This window comes from Caulobacter sp. 05T431, from assembly GCF_056665975.1.
In genome coordinates, this window is record NZ_JBFTKU010000027.1 from 1 (window position 1) to 14,109 (window position 14,109).

The 14,109-nt window shown below is 69.9% G+C and carries 14 protein-coding genes; 12 read left to right on the top strand and 2 right to left on the bottom strand.

Going from position 1 to position 14,109, the window contains the following annotated elements; all coding sequences use genetic code 11:
• The first annotated feature begins 120 nt into the window (after positions 1-120).
• The 10 genes from ctaD (at position 121) to AC1U89_RS21235 (ending at position 9,855) form a co-directional block, all read left to right on the top strand.
• Positions 121-1,782 carry a cytochrome c oxidase subunit I gene (gene ctaD, locus AC1U89_RS21190; protein WP_479901617.1) on the top strand — a complete coding sequence of 554 codons (1,662 nt, stop codon included), beginning with the start codon at positions 121-123 and terminating at the stop codon, positions 1,780-1,782.
• A 99-nt stretch (positions 1,783-1,881) separates the two neighbouring features.
• Complete coding sequence (locus AC1U89_RS21195; RefSeq protein WP_479901618.1) at positions 1,882-2,910, top strand: heme o synthase; 1,029 nt, start codon at positions 1,882-1,884, stop codon at positions 2,908-2,910.
• Positions 2,907-3,050: a hypothetical protein gene (locus AC1U89_RS21200; RefSeq protein WP_018061469.1), complete on the top strand. Its 144-nt coding sequence runs from the start codon at positions 2,907-2,909 to the stop codon at positions 3,048-3,050. Before AC1U89_RS21195 ends, AC1U89_RS21200 begins: the two co-directional genes overlap by 4 nt.
• A gap of 31 nt (positions 3,051-3,081) precedes the next feature.
• On the top strand, positions 3,082-3,720 hold the full coding sequence (locus AC1U89_RS21205; protein ID WP_479901684.1) for a cytochrome c oxidase assembly protein: 639 nt from the start codon (positions 3,082-3,084) through the stop codon (positions 3,718-3,720).
• A 72-nt stretch (positions 3,721-3,792) separates the two neighbouring features.
• On the top strand, positions 3,793-4,668 hold the full coding sequence (locus AC1U89_RS21210; RefSeq protein ID WP_479901619.1) for a cytochrome c oxidase subunit 3: 876 nt from the start codon (positions 3,793-3,795) through the stop codon (positions 4,666-4,668).
• A 69-nt stretch (positions 4,669-4,737) separates the two neighbouring features.
• Positions 4,738-5,100 carry a DUF983 domain-containing protein gene (locus AC1U89_RS21215; protein ID WP_479901620.1) on the top strand — a complete coding sequence of 121 codons (363 nt, stop codon included), beginning with the start codon at positions 4,738-4,740 and terminating at the stop codon, positions 5,098-5,100.
• On the top strand, positions 5,093-5,854 hold the full coding sequence (locus tag AC1U89_RS21220) for an SURF1 family protein (RefSeq protein WP_479901621.1): 762 nt from the start codon (positions 5,093-5,095) through the stop codon (positions 5,852-5,854). The genes AC1U89_RS21215 and AC1U89_RS21220 overlap by 8 nt, the downstream gene beginning before the upstream one ends.
• Positions 5,854-7,251 (top strand): threonine synthase, encoded by a 1,398-nt coding sequence (gene thrC, locus AC1U89_RS21225; RefSeq protein ID WP_479901622.1) that lies wholly within the window; start codon positions 5,854-5,856, stop codon positions 7,249-7,251. Before AC1U89_RS21220 ends, thrC begins: the two co-directional genes overlap by 1 nt.
• Positions 7,252-7,450: 199 nt before the next feature.
• A complete protein-coding gene (locus tag AC1U89_RS21230; protein WP_479901685.1) occupies positions 7,451-8,713 on the top strand; it encodes a M16 family metallopeptidase in 1,263 nt (420 codons plus the stop codon).
• A gap of 326 nt (positions 8,714-9,039) precedes the next feature.
• Positions 9,040-9,855 (top strand): hypothetical protein, encoded by an 816-nt coding sequence (locus tag AC1U89_RS21235; RefSeq protein ID WP_479901623.1) that lies wholly within the window; start codon positions 9,040-9,042, stop codon positions 9,853-9,855.
• Between the two features lie 159 nt (positions 9,856-10,014).
• Here AC1U89_RS21235 and AC1U89_RS21240 read toward each other — a convergent pair whose 3' ends face one another.
• Entirely contained in the window at positions 10,015-10,380 is a 366-nt protein-coding gene (locus AC1U89_RS21240; RefSeq protein ID WP_479901624.1) for a hypothetical protein, read from the bottom strand.
• Between the two features lie 374 nt (positions 10,381-10,754).
• Between AC1U89_RS21240 and AC1U89_RS21245 the strand changes: the two genes are divergently transcribed.
• Positions 10,755-11,333 (top strand): GNAT family N-acetyltransferase, encoded by a 579-nt coding sequence (locus tag AC1U89_RS21245; protein WP_479901625.1) that lies wholly within the window; start codon positions 10,755-10,757, stop codon positions 11,331-11,333.
• Positions 11,334-11,375: 42 nt separating this feature from the next.
• The gene (locus AC1U89_RS21250; RefSeq protein WP_479901626.1) at positions 11,376-13,043 is read left to right on the top strand and encodes a putative bifunctional diguanylate cyclase/phosphodiesterase; all 1,668 of its coding nucleotides are present in this window, start codon (positions 11,376-11,378) and stop codon (positions 13,041-13,043) included.
• A gap of 206 nt (positions 13,044-13,249) precedes the next feature.
• On the opposite strand, the gene AC1U89_RS21255 is transcribed toward AC1U89_RS21250, so the two are convergent.
• Positions 13,250-14,080: a lysozyme inhibitor LprI family protein gene (locus tag AC1U89_RS21255; RefSeq protein WP_479901627.1), complete on the bottom strand. Its 831-nt coding sequence runs from the start codon at positions 14,078-14,080 to the stop codon at positions 13,250-13,252.
• Positions 14,081-14,109: the final 29 nt, after the last annotated feature.

The following is a 14,109-nucleotide window of genomic DNA, read 5'->3' on the forward strand; positions in this document are numbered from 1 at the left end:
GCTCCGGCCCCCGCCGCCGGCGCTCCCGCCGCCGCGACCCCGGCCGCCGCCCCCGCTTCCGCTCCGGCCGCGGCTCCCGCCGCGCCGGCGGCCTAAGATACGATTGCAGGATTAAGTCCGATGGCTCACGCCGCTGACATCGATCACCACGACGCCCACGGCGCCGACGAAAAACCGCCCTTCTTCGCGCGTTGGTTCTTCTCGACCAACCACAAGGACATCGGCACCCTCTACATCCTGTTCGCCATCATGGCGGGCCTGGTCGGCGGCGCCCTGTCGGGCCTGATCCGCTGGGAACTGGCCGAGCCGGGCATCCAGATCTTCGGCCCCAACTCGTCGGTCAGCCTGCTGGGCCTGATCGAGCAGTCCAAGCACGGCTACAACGCCGTGGTCACCGCCCACGCCCTGATCATGATCTTCTTCATGGTCATGCCGGCGATGATCGGCGGGTTCGGCAACTGGTTCGTCCCGATCATGATCGGCGCGCCGGACATGGCCTTCCCGCGGATGAACAACATCTCGTTCTGGCTGCTGGTCGCCGCCTGGGTGCTGCTGCTGACCTCGATGTTCGTCGACGGCGGCCCGGGTCGCGGTTTCGGCGGCGGCTGGACGATCTATCCGCCCCTGTCGACCACCGGCCACACTGGCCCGTCGATGGACCTGGCGATCCTGGCCCTCCACCTGGCCGGCGCTTCGTCGATCCTGGGCGCGATCAACTTCATCACCACGATCTTCAACATGCGCGCGCCGGGCATGACCCTGCACCGCATGCCGCTGTTCGCCTGGTCGGTGCTGATCACCGCCTTCCTGTTGCTGCTGTCGCTGCCCGTCCTGGCCGGCGCCATCACCATGCTGCTGACCGACCGTAACTTCGGCACCCACTTCTTCGACCCGGCCGCCGGCGGCGACCCCGTCATGTTCCAGCACCTGTTCTGGTTCTTCGGTCACCCGGAAGTGTACATCCTGATCCTGCCGGGTTTCGGCATCATCAGCCACATCGTCTCGACTTTCTCCAAGAAGCCGATCTTCGGCTACCTGGCGATGGCCTACGCCATGGTCGCCATCGGCTTCGTCGGCTTCATCGTGTGGGCCCACCACATGTACACCGTCGGCATGAGCATCAACCTGCGCGCCTACTTCGTGGCCGCGACGATGGTCATCGCGGTTCCCACCGGCGTGAAGATCTTCTCGTGGATCGCCACGATGTGGGGCGGCTCGATCAGCTTCAAGACGCMCATGCTGTGGGCGATCGGCTTCATCTTCCTGTTCACCGTCGGCGGCGTGACCGGCGTGGTCCTGTCGAACGCCGGCATCGACTACAGCCTGCACGACACCTACTACGTGGTGGCTCACTTCCACTACGTGCTGTCGCTGGGCGCGGTGTTCGCCATCTTCGCCGGCTTCTTCTACTGGTTCGAGAAGATGTGGGGCGTGAAGTACAACGAGTTCCTGGGCTGCGTGCAGTTCTGGATCATGTTCGTCGGCGTCAACCTGATCTTCTTCCCGCAGCACTTCCTGGGCCTGCAGGGCATGCCGCGTCGCTATGTCGACTACCCGGTGGCCTTCGCGCACTGGAACTACATCTCGTCGGTCGGCTACGCGATCACGGCCGTAGGCGTGGTGGTGTTCCTGGTGATCCTGCTGGAAGCCGCCATCCGTCGCCGCAAGGCCGAGGCCAATCCGTGGGGCGAAGGCGCCACCACCCTGGAATGGACCCTGTCCTCGCCGCCGCCGTTCCACCAGTTCAGCGATCCGCCGGTCATCAAGGCCGACAGCCACTGAACCTGGTAGACTAAGACACGCCTAAACGCGGGGGCGCGGGCCGGATGAGAATCCAGCCCGCGCCCTTCGCCCATCAAGACCTGAAGACCCTTAAGTATTATGGCCCGTACCACCGTCCTGAACCCTGACGCCGAGGCGACCGAAACGGTCCGCCACGCCCGTTGGCAGGACTATTTCCAGCTGATGAAGCCGCGGGTGATGTCGCTGGTGGTCTTCACCGCGCTCACGGGCCTGCTGGCCGCCCGCACCCCGATCCACCCGCTGCTGGGCGCGGTGGCGGTGTTCTGTATCGCCGTCGGGGCCGGGGCCTCGGGCGCGCTGAACATGTGGTACGACGCCGACATCGACGCCAAGATGCGCCGCACGCGCGGCCGCCCGGTGCCCGCCGGCCTGGTCAAGGGCGAGGAAGCCGCCACCCTGGGCGTGGTGCTGTCCATCCTGTCGGTCATGCTGATGGGCGTGGCGATCAACTGGCTGGCCGCGGGCCTGCTGGCCTTCACCATCGTGTTCTACGCGGTGGTCTACACCATGTGGCTCAAGCGCTGGACGGCCCAGAACATCGTCATCGGCGGCCTGGCCGGCGCCCTGCCGCCCGCCATCGGCTGGGCCGCGGCCACGGGCCACGCGCCGCTGAACGCCTGGCTGATGGTGCTGATCATCTTCCTGTGGACCCCGCCGCACTTCTGGGCCCTGTCGCTGTACATCTCGACCGACTACGCCAAGGCCGGCGTGCCGATGCTGCCCGTGGTCAAGGGCGCCAAGGAGACCCGCAAGCAGGTTCTGCTCTACAGCCTGGTGCTGATCCCGATCTGCGTGGCCCCGGTGTTCACCGGCCTGGGCGGCTGGCTCTATCTGGCCGTCTCCGGCCTGGGCGGCCTGGTGTTCCTGACCCTGGCCTGGCGGGTGTTCGCCAGCAACGCCGGCGACGCGGCCGACCCGCGCCCGGCCGACCGCGACCTCTACGAGGTCAAGGACGAGGCGCCAGCTACCGACAAGAAGGTCCTGGCGGGCGGCGCCAAGAACGCCCGCAATCTGTTCGCCTTCTCGATCCTCTATCTGTTCGCCCTGTTCGCCGCCCTGCTGGCCGAGGCGGTGCTGGGCCTGCCCACCCTGGAGCTGCCGCTATGAGCCGTAAGGACCTCGATCCCGCCGCCAAGGCGCGCGGCGGCCGCAACATCGCCCTGGGCCTGGGCCTGGCGGCGTTCGTCATCCTGGTGTTCGTGGTCACCGTCGTGAAGCTGGGAGGCAATGTTGGCCCCCACTTCTAAGGACGAGCTGTCACCCGAGGACCTGGCCAAGATCGAGGCCGACAACAAGGCCGGGACCGCCGAGCGTCCCGCCAAGCGCAGCCACGCCAAGGTCGCCGCCATCTGCGGCGTCGCCTTCTTCGGCATGGTCGGCGCGGCCTACGCGGCCGTGCCGCTGTACAAGCTGTTCTGCCAGGCCACCGGCTTCGACGGCACGGTGCGCAAGGCCGTGGCCAAGCCGACCAAGGTGCTGGACCGCAAGGTCGAGGTCCGCTTCGACGCCAACGTCCGCACCCTGCCGTGGGACTTCCAGCCCATGCAGACCAGCCAGCAGATCCGCATCGGCGACACCGGCCTGGCCTTCTACAAGGTGACCAACCATGGCGACAAACCGCTGACCGGTCGGGCGCTGTACAACGTCGTGCCCGAACAGGCCGGCGCCTACTTCCAGAAGCTGGAATGCTTCTGCTTCTCCAACCAGACCATCGAGCCCGGCCAGACGGTCGAGTTCCCGGTCGTCTACTTCGTCGACCCCGGCTTCGTCACCGACGCCGACACCAAGGACAAGCAGACGATCACCCTGTCCTACACCTTCTTCCCGGCCGTTCCGGACGCACCCGGGAAGAAAGACGCGGCCACGCCGCCCCGTATCGTCGAACCCCTTGGCGGCAAGCCGCCGAGGGCGCTATAGCGTTTCACACATGAGTGCGTCGGGCGGGGGACTGGCCGGCGCATTCCGAGGGATTAAAGGGTTAGCACGCACATGGCCCACGGCGCCGTCAAACACGATTATCACATCCTGCCCCCCAGCCCGTGGCCGTTCGTCGGCTCGGCCTCGGCCACGCTGATGGCCCTGGGCCTGATCGCCTGGATCAAGGGCGGCGTCTTCGGCATCGAGAAGGGCCAATGGTGGCTGTTCGCGACCGGCCTGGCCGGCGTGCTCTACACGATGTTCGGCTGGTGGCGCGACGTGGTGAAGGAAGCCAACGCCGGCGACCACACCCCCGTCGTCTCGATCGGCCTGCGCTACGGCATGGTGCTGTTCATCGCCTCGGAAGTGATGTTCTTCGTGGCGTGGTTCTGGATCTTCTTCGAGATGGCCCTGTTCCACCACCACCGCACCCTGTCGGGCATCGAGGAAGTCCGCACGGCCTGGGCCACCTGGCCGCCGGCCGGCGTCGAGACCGTCTCGCCCTGGCACCTGCCGCTGGTCAACACCCTGACCCTGCTTCTGTCGGGCACGACCATCACCTGGTCGCACCACGCCCTGCAGCAAGGCGACCGCAACGGCGCCAAGTGGGGCCTGATCCTGACCATCCTGCTGGGCATGCTGTTCACGACCATCCAGGTCTACGAGTACAGCCACATCAACCACGAGCACCTGTTCTACTCGGAAGCGGCCGCCAATTCGGGCCTGTACGGCTCGACCTTCTTCCTGGCCACCGGCTTCCACGGCTTCCACGTGTTCGTCGGCACCCTGTTCCTGATCGTCTGCCTGATCCGCCTGCTGAACGGGGCCTTCACGCCCAAGCAGCACTTCGGCTTCGAGGCCGCCGCCTGGTACTGGCACTTCGTGGACGTGGTCTGGCTGTTCCTGTTCGCCTTCATCTACGTGATCTTCGGCGGCTCGCCGCACTAGATCATCCGCTTCGAGAGGGCCCGGAACGCCAAGCGGTGTTCCGGGCCTTTTTCTTTTCGAGATCCCCTCATGGCCCAAGTGAACCCCTACCTCGCCRGCGCGACCGGCCATTGCCCGCGCTGCGGCGAGGGGATGCTGTTCGACGGGTTCCTGAAGGTCGCGCGGACCTGCGAGGCCTGCGGTTTCGACCTGGGCGCCCACGAGACCGGGGACGGGGCGGCCACCTTCGTGATCCTGATCGCCGGCTTCCTGTGCGCCTTCGGGGCGCTGTTCTCGATGTTCGCCTTCGCCTGGCCGGTCTGGCTCTTGCTGGTCGTCTGGCTGCCGGTGACCCTGGTCGCCTGCCTGGCCCTGATGCGCCCGGCCAAGGGCCTGATGGTCGCCGCCCATATCGCCAACCACGCCTCCGAGGCCGGCCGCCACGATGTCTGACGCTCTCGCTCCAAAAGACCGCCGCTTCCCGATCGGCCTGACGATCGCCACCCTGATCGCCTTCGCCATCCTGTGCGGCCTGGGGACCTGGCAGGTGAAGCGCCTGCACTGGAAGGAAGGCCTGCTGAAGCGGATCGAGGCGCTGAAGACCGCGCCGGCCCAGCCGCTGGACGTGGTGCTCAAGGCCGGCCAGGCGCCCAAGGACCTGGAGTGGACGCGGGTCACGACGACCTGTCTGCCGGAGCAGGGCTTCAGCGTTCCGATCCCGCCGCGCTACGCCCTGCGCGACGGCGAGATCGTCTGGCGGGCGATGGACACGTGCCGGCCTCGGGGACCGAACGGTCCCGTGTTCCTGGTGGACCGCGGCTATATCGAGGCGTCCAGCGGCGCGATGACGGCGCCCGCCTTCCAGGCCGCGCCGCCGGTCCAGCTGACCGGCATCCTGCGGACCGCCATCCCGCCCAAGATGGCCATGCCCAGCCCGGCCGAGATCGAGAAGACGGCGCCGCCTCCCAGGCCGAAAGCCGAGGGCGCCGACGCCGTCGTGGAGGAGATCGTCATCACCGGTCAGCGCTTCGAACCGATGATGATCGTCGTCGAGCACGAGACTCCCGCCGCGCCCGGCGTGACCCCCGCGCCGCTGCCGGCAGAAATTTCCAATCGGCACCTGGAATACGCGCTTACGTGGTTCGGTCTTGCCGTAACCCTGCTGTTTATCTATGCCGCCATGCTCTGGCGGAAGATGAGATCCTGATGCGCTACGTTTCGACCCGGGGCGAATCCCCCTCGATCGGTTTCCTGGACGCGGTCCTGGCGGGCCTGGCCCCCGACGGCGGGCTGTACGTGCCCGAGCGCTGGCCGACCTTCACGCCCGAAGAGATCGCCGCCTTCGCCGGCCAGCCCTACGCCAAGGTGGCCGCCGCCGTGGTCGGCAAGTTCGTCGGCGACGACATCCCGGCCGACGACCTGCAGCAGATGTGCGACGAGGCCTACGCCACCTTCGCCCACGCCGCCGTCGCGCCGCTGAAGCAACTGGCCCCCGGCCGCTACCTGCTGGAGCTGTTCCACGGCCCGACCCTGGCGTTCAAGGACGTGGCGATGCAGCTGCTGGGGCGGCTCTACGACTACGTGCTGTCGCGCCAGGCGCGGACCATGACCATCATCTGCGCCACCTCGGGCGACACCGGCGGCGCGGCCGTCGAGGCCTTCCGCGGCCGCTCGCACGCCCGGATCGTGGCCCTCTTCCCCGAGGGCCGGATCAGCGAGGTCCAGCGCCGGTTCATGACCACGGCGACCGACAAGAACGTCGCCTGCGTCTCGATCCAGGGCTCGTTCGACGACTGCCAGGCCATCGTCAAGCAGGCCTTCCAGGACGACCAGTTCCGCCACGCCGTCGACCTGTCGGGCGTCAACTCGATCAACTGGGCGCGGATCGCCGCCCAGAGCGTCTATTTCTTCACCGCCGCCGTCGCCCTGGGCGCGCCGGCCCGCAAGGTCGCCTTCGTCGTGCCCACCGGCAATTTCGGCGACGCCTACGCCGCCTATGTCGCCACTCGCATGGGCCTGCCGGTCGCCCGCGTGGTGGCCGCCACCAACAGCAACGACATCCTGGCCCGGGCCTTCGAGGAGGGCCGCTATTCGCGCGGCGCCGTGGCCGCCACCCAGAGCCCGGCCATGGACATCCAGGTGGCCTCCAACTTCGAGCGCCTCTATTTCGAGGCCGTGGGCCGTGACGGGGTCGAGACCGGCCGCGCCTTCCGCGCCTTCGCCGGCACCGGCGTGCTGGACATCCCGCCCAGCGCCCACGCCAAGATGCGCGAGCTGTTCCAGGGCGCCTCGGTCAGCGAGCCCGACACAGCCAAGACCATCCTGTCGACCCTGAACGAGACCGGCGAGGTCATCGACCCGCACACCGCCGTCGGCGTGGCCGCCGCCAACGTCCTGCGCCTGGCCGATCCGGCGACCCCGGTCGTGGTGCTGTCCACCGCCCACCCGGCCAAGTTCCCCGAGGCCGTCCAGGCCGCCGCCGGCGTCGTCCCGGCCACCCCGCGCGCCACGCCGGACCTCTCCCAGAAGCCCGAGAAGTTCGACCGCCTGCCGGCCGACGMCGAGACGGTGAAGGCCTTCGTGCGGGTTTTCGCGGGGAACTGATCGAAATCCTTCTCCCCTTGCGGGAGAAGGTGTCGGCGAAGCCGACGGATGAGGGGTCGCTAGACCTGTCCGGAAAGGCCCGCGCGACCCCTCACCCGGCCCTTCGGGCCACCCTCTCCCGCAAGGGGAGAGGGACCAGGGGCGCTTGGCCACACTGGCGCGGCCGCCTCCGCACCGCTATGTGCGTGGGCAGATGAACATCGCCACAACCCTCCACACCCTCGAAAACGGCGTCCGCGTCGTCCATGACCCGATGCCGGGCCTGGAGACCATCGCCCTCTCCGTCGTCGCCGGGCGCGGCGCGGCCTATGAGGATCCGGCGCGGTCCGGCTGGTCGCACCTGCTGGAGCACATGGTGTTCAAGGGCGCCGGCGCCCGCAGCTCGCGCGACATCGTCGAGGTGATCGAGGCCGAGGGCGGCCAGATCAACGCCGCCACCGGCTATGAGCGCACCAGCTTCCAGGTCCGCGCCCTGAAGGGCGGCCTGGACCTGGGCATGAGCGTCCTGTCCGACCTGGTCCTGCGCCCCATCCTCGACGCGGCCGACCTGGCCCGCGAGAAGCAGGTGGTGGCCCAGGAGATCGCCGAGGCCGCCGACGCGCCCGACGACTACGTCTTCGACCTGGTCCAGGCCGCCGCCTGGGGCGACCACCCGTTGGCCCGCCCGATCCTGGGCACGGTCGACAGCGTCAACGCCGCGACGCCCGAGGATCTCGCCCACTGGCGCGGCCAGCTCTACGCCGCCGACCGCCTGATCGTCAGCTGCTCGGGCGCCGTCGATCTCGACGAGGTGCTGGACCTGGCCCGCCGCGAATTCGGGTCGATGCCCGCCGCGCATGGGGCCCTGGCCAGCGACCCCGCCGGCTTCGTGGGCGGCCGCAAGAGCCAGGCGCGCAAGCTGGAGCAGGCCCACCTGGTCTTCATGCTGCCGGCCGTCAGCGCCCGCGAGGACGACTATTTCGCCCTGCGCATCTTCGCCGAGGCCCTGGGCGGGGGCATGTCGTCGCGCCTGTTCCAGGAGGCCCGCGAGAAGCGGGGGCTGGCCTACAACATCGACGCCTACGCCGACACCTACGCCGACGCCGGGGCCCTGGGCGTCTATGCCGGCTGCGCGGCCGGCGACGCGGCCKAGACCGCCAAGGTCTGCGCCGAGCAGATCGCCCTCCTGGCCGCCCGCATCGACGACGCCGAGCTGGCCCGCGCCAAGGCCCAGCTGAAGGCCCACATGTTCATGGCCCGCGAACAGCCCCTGTCGCGCGCCGAACAGGCCGCCGGCCAGGCCCTGATGTTCGACCGCCTCTACACCCCGGCCGAGCTGGCCCAGGCGGTGGACGCGGTCAGCGTCGACGACCTCCAGCGCCTGGGCCGCACCATCCTGGGCCCGGGCAAGGCCGCCAGCGCCATCCTGGGCGCCAAGGCGGCTCTGAAGGCGGGGGACGTGTTCGAGACGGCGCTGGGCTAAACCCCTCTCTCTTAGAGAGAGGGAGGGGCCCGCCGCCGCAGGCGGTGGGAGGGTGAGTGGTTACACCCTCTCAGGATCAGGCTCCGACGAAGACGGCGCGTGTGTGTCCGCCGTAGCGCCCGCACCTTTTCGATCGTGTCCACCGCCCTGGCCTTTCCGGCCGGCGGTGAAACCTCTCACCCTCCCACCGCTTCGCGGCGGGCCCCTCCCTCTCTCAAAGAGAGAGGGATTCCTTACGGTCAAGCTATCGTAAAAAGTGTCCACTACAATCATAACTTGTGCTTGAATACCCCTTTCGGGCGAAGAACGCCCTCGGAGGGAACGAGATGACGGGACGCTGGATGACCGTGGGCCTCTGCGCGCTGGCGCTGGCCGCTTGCCACAAGAAGGAGGCCGCCAAGCCGCCGGCCCCGACGGCCGAGACCCCCGCAACGCCGGCGACCACGGCGACGACCACCACCACGACGACGGAGACCACGCCGGCCGCGACGACCGAGACCCCGGCGGCCCCGGCCGACGTGCCCGCGACCCCGCCGGTCGACCCGACCGCCACCGTGCCGACCCCGCCGCCGCCCGGCGTGACGCCGGTCACCAGTCCCAACGCGCCGCCGAGGCTGGTGCCGCTCAAGCCGCTCCGGGTGATCATGCGGCCGATCAAGCCCGCCCCGACGGCTTCGGCCCCCGCCTCGGCCCCGGCGCCCGCGCCTGCCCCGGCCGCGTCGCCTGCCCCGGCCCCGGCCAAGGCCGCCCCGGCGGCGCCCATCAGGATCGGGGGATCGACCTCGGGCGCTTCCGGCCGGCCCGGCGGACGGCCGCCGCCGCCGCCCAAGTCCCCGGTCCAGGTGAAGGCCGAGCGTGACATCCTGGGTCTGTGGACCCAGCAGAAGAGCCACGAGATCGTCAACTTCACCTCCGACGGCAGGGTCACCTACGTCGAGAAGATCACCGACAAGCCGAAGTGGACGGGCAGTTGGAGGGCCGGCGCGGACGGAGTGGTGGTGTTCACCCTGTCCATGCCCGGCGCCACCAGCAGCCTGGAATATTCGGCCTATCCGACCGCCTCCAACATCATGGCCATCGCCCCGCATTTCACCAAGGAATGGGGCGGCGAGGGGCAGTACGCCTACGAGCGGCTGCAGTAGGGACGTGACGGACCCTCTCCCCTTGCGGGAGAGGGTGACCTCGCGGGAGCGAGGTCGGGTGAGGGGTTGCGCGGGCCCATCAGGATAGGTCTATCGACCCCTCATCCGTCGGCTTCGCCGACACCTTCTCCCGCAAGGGGAGAAGGACAGGAGGCTCGTCTAAAGCCGCCCGCGCCGTCCGCCCTTCAACTTGTCCAGCGCCCGCCGGGCGTGTTCCGCCTGGGCGGCCACCGGCGCCAGGGCGGCGTTCAGCGGCTCCAGCGACAGGTCGGCGGTCGCCTTCACGGCCTTGGCCGGCGTCGTTCGCGGCGTCGGTTCCAGCAGGGCCACCTTGCGGCCCATGACGGCGATCGCGCCGACGGCCTTGGCCCGGTCGAGGGCCGCGCGGATCTCGGCGGGATCGACGCTGCGTTCGATGATCGCCCAGGCGGCGTCCAGCGCGTCCATGAGCTTGGTCTGCAGGGCCTGGCGCCAGGCGATGGCCGGGGTCAGGGGCGGAGCGGGGGTGTGTTGGGTCTGGTTCATGCCCCTAGTGTGCGGCCGTCCCGGAGGGTGGGGATCGGAACCGTGCGTTTTCGTGTAGCGCGTTGATTTCGTTGAGGGCGGGTTTGGAATTTGCGGGGATAGAGCTCGTTTCGCTCACCTTTCAGCTCGTCATCCCGGGCCTTGTGCCCGGGACCCCTCTCTCAGCCGCAGGTGCAGCAGGGGCGAACCGCCGGCGGTTCGCTTGCACTTCACGTGCGAGCGGACACAGGGGTCCCGGGCACAAGGCCCGGGATGACGGCGCTAAGAAGGGAGGGACGCTCTGGTCCCACCTGCGACCCTGTGGATAACTTCCGCCTCTTGCCTCGGGCGGCTCCACCCCCGAAGGTGCGCGTCTCAACGAGACCCTGTTCGCCTTGACCGCCTTCCTGCGCCTCTTCCAGCCCGATCCCGGCCCCCGCCTCGAAGGCGACAAGGTGTTCCTGCGTCTGCCGCGCCTGCACGACTACAAGCCGTGGGCCGAGCTGCGCGCCCAGTCGGCGGCCTTCCTCAAGCCGTGGGAGCCGACCTGGCCCGAGGACGACCTGACCCGTCAGGCCTACCGCGCCCGACTGGCCGCCTACGCCCGCGAGCTGGAGCTGGGCGAGGCGTTCCCGTTCTTCATGTTCCGCCGCGACGACGGGGCGCTGATCGGCGGCGTGCGGCTGTTCCACATCCGCCGCGGCGTCGCCCAGTGCGGGGTGATGGGCTACTGGATCGGCCAGCCCCACGCCCGCCAGGGCTACATGCAGGACGGCGTCCGGGCGGCGATCGCCTTCGCGTTCGGCGAGCTGGGCCTGCACCGGCTGGAGGCCGCCTGCATGCCGGAAAACCAGCCTTCGGCCGCCGTTTTGCTGAAATCGGGCTTCTCGGAAGAGGGATATGCGCCCGCTTATCTGAAAATTAACGGCGAGTGGCGAGATCATCGTCTGTTCGGGATGGTCGCGTCGAGTTAGCGCGCTCGCCCGTGCGTTGCGCCCTTGGGCGTGGGGTCAGGCATGTCGTTCAAGATCAGTCAGCGTCGCGTATGGGACGCCACGGCCACCCTCGAGGCCCTGGGCGCCGCCGAAGTCGCGCTTTGGCTCTGGGAGCCCGAGGCCGACCGGCTGCGCGTGAACGGCGCGGCCAGGGCCTTGGGCCTGGGGCCGCTGGCCCCCGACTGCTCCTCCGCCGCCTTCCGCGCCCTGACCCTGCCGCAGGACCGCGCCCAGGCCGAGGACATCCTCAAGGTCCGCCCGCCGGGCACCGAGATCGTCGCCCGCCTGCGCGTGCGCAACGGCGAGATCTGCATCTGGCGCGGGACCTGGCTGGAAGACGGGGTGCGCGCCGCCGGCGTCATCGCCCCCGAAGTCAAGTTCGCCGCCAGCGAGCGCGACACCCTGACCGGCCTCCTGGACCGCAAGAGCTTCATCGCCCAGGCCCGCGAGCGGCTGGGCCGCAGCGGCGTGCACGAGCTGGTCGTGGCCGACGTCGACCGCCTGCGCCGCCTGAACGAGGCCCTGGGCCACGAGCGCGCCGACCTGGTGCTGGCCGCCCTGGGCTCGCGCCTGGCCGCCGCCTTCCCGTCCGAGGCCCTGCTGGGCCGGATCGGCGAGGACGAATTCGCGGTGCTGTGCGACCCGGCCGGCTTCGAGCCCGCCGAGCTGCTGCGCACCGCCCTGGAGCAGCCCCTGCGGGTGGCCGGCTTCGACATCCACCCGACCCTGTCGATCGGCGCCGTCTCGGCCGAGGGCGGCGAGGACGCCCCCGAGGCGGCCGAGCTGCTGCGCCGCGCCGAGCTGGCCGTCGAGGCCGCCGCCTCKGCCGGTCGTGGCGGCGCCGCCGCCTACGGCCGCTCGATGGAGACCGACGGCCTGTCGCGCCTGGCCCTGGAGGCCGACCTGCGCGGCGCCATCGGCCGCGGCGAGATCACCCCCTTCTTCCAGCCCGTGGTGCGGCTGTCGACCGGCGCCCTGTCGGGCTTCGAGGCCCTGGCCCGCTGGATCCATCCGCGCCGCGGCATGCTGCCGCCAGACGAGTTCCTCCCGCTGGTGGAGGAGATGGGCCTGATGAGCGAGCTGGGCGAGCACATGATGCGCACCTCGGCCGCCCAGCTGGCCGCCTGGCGCGCCTCGCACCCGGCCGTCGGCGCCCTGACCGTCAGCGTCAACCTGTCGACCGGCGAGATCGACCGCCCTGGCCTGGTCCACGACGTGCGCCAGGTGCTCAAGGAGCACGACCTGCCGCGCGGCGCCTTGAAGCTGGAAGTCACCGAAAGCGACATCATGCGCGATCCCGAGCGGGCCGCGGTGATCCTCAAGACCCTGCGCGAGGCCGGCGCCGGCCTGGCCCTGGACGACTTCGGCACCGGCTTCTCGTCGCTGTCGTACCTGACCCGCCTGCCGTTCGACACGCTGAAGATCGACCGCTACTTTGTGCGGACCATGGGCAGCAACGCCGGCTCGGCCAAGATCGTCCGCTCGGTGGTCAAGCTGGGCCAGGACCTGGACCTGGAAGTGGTGGCCGAGGGCGTCGAGAACGCCGAGATGGCCCGCGCCCTGCAGGCCCTGGGCTGCGACTACGGCCAGGGCTTCGGCTACGCGCCCGCCCTGTCGCCGCAGGAGGCCGAGGTCTATCTGAACGAGGCCTATGTCGACGGCGCCGCGCCGGTGAAGGCGCGGGGGTAGTTCACCCCTCTCCACCCCATCAAATAGATCCGTCATTCCGGGCCTTGTGCCCGGAACCCCTGGTGCAGCCCGCACGTGAAGCGCCTTGGCGCGCTGGCGCGCCACCCCTCCGCACCTGCGGCGGACAGAGGGGTTCCGGGCACAGGGCCCGGAATGACGACTGAAAAAAGAAGGGGAGGGCGAGCGGGCGGCGTTGCCCCAGTCGCTCAGGTCGTGGCTTCCCCGCCGACACCCTTGGCGCTGGTCGCGGGGGGCTTCGAACCCAAGCCCAGGATGACGGGCTTGGGCGGCGTCTGCGTCTGGCCCACCGACCCGGTCCGCTGCTCCCACGCCACCGCATAGCTGCGCAGCTGGCTTTCCCGCTGCTGGTAGGCGGTCAGCAGGTTCTCGGGCGAGGTCTGGGCCATGGCCTCGCGGGTGGCCAGCCAGCGGGCCTGGGAGCGGCCCAGGGCCGCCGGCGGCACGCCGGCCGCCAGCACCGCCTCATAGGCCAGGGTCATCCGCTGCTCGGCCTCGCGCAGGGTGGGGTCGATGCAGGTCATCTGGGCCGCCAGGGTGGGCGCGTCGCGGCAGGCCGACGTATCCTCGGCGGGGACGGCGTCGGCCAGGGGCGAGGCCACCACCGGCGCGCCGACGGCGGTCGGCAGGGCGCCCCAGGTTTCCGGATGGGTCACGGGGCGGGCGTCGGTGGTCAGCACGATCTTCAGGCCGCGCGGACCGTCGGCGGTCGCGACCGTCCCGAACGGGTCGGGAGCCTCGCCCGAGGGGAACGCCGCGGGCGTGGCCTGGGCGGGCGGGACCTGGAACACCAGCGGCTGGGGCGTCGTCTCGTCCGGCCCGGCGCCCAGCAGCAGCCACAGGCCCCAGACGCCCATCGGCATGGCGATCATGCCCAGCAGGATGTTGCCGGCGAACCGTCGGCGGGGCGGCGGCATCACGCCGTAGCGGCGCTGGCCCCAGGTGTCCGGCGGTGGGTTGCGTTCGTCCCGGGTCGTCCAGTTGTCGTTCGACGGCGATGTGAGACGAAGGTAAGCCATGCCACTGTCCTGACCCACACGTCCCGCAT

Excerpts from the sequence above, each read along its gene's own strand:
- AC1U89_RS21200 (WP_018061469.1), top strand. The coding sequence starts at position 2,907 with ATGAGCCGTAAGGACCTCGATCCCGCCGCCAAGGCGCGCGGCGGCCGC.
- AC1U89_RS21195 (WP_479901618.1), top strand. The coding sequence starts at position 1,882 with ATGGCCCGTACCACCGTCCTGAACCCTGACGCCGAGGCGACCGAAACG.
- AC1U89_RS21255 (WP_479901627.1), bottom strand. The coding sequence starts at position 14,080 with ATGGCTTACCTTCGTCTCACATCGCCGTCGAACGACAACTGGACGACC.
- AC1U89_RS21235 (WP_479901623.1), top strand. The coding sequence starts at position 9,040 with ATGACGGGACGCTGGATGACCGTGGGCCTCTGCGCGCTGGCGCTGGCC.
- AC1U89_RS21210 (WP_479901619.1), top strand. The coding sequence starts at position 3,793 with ATGGCCCACGGCGCCGTCAAACACGATTATCACATCCTGCCCCCCAGC.
- AC1U89_RS21240 (WP_479901624.1), bottom strand. The coding sequence starts at position 10,380 with ATGAACCAGACCCAACACACCCCCGCTCCGCCCCTGACCCCGGCCATC.
- AC1U89_RS21220 (WP_479901621.1), top strand. The coding sequence starts at position 5,093 with ATGTCTGACGCTCTCGCTCCAAAAGACCGCCGCTTCCCGATCGGCCTG.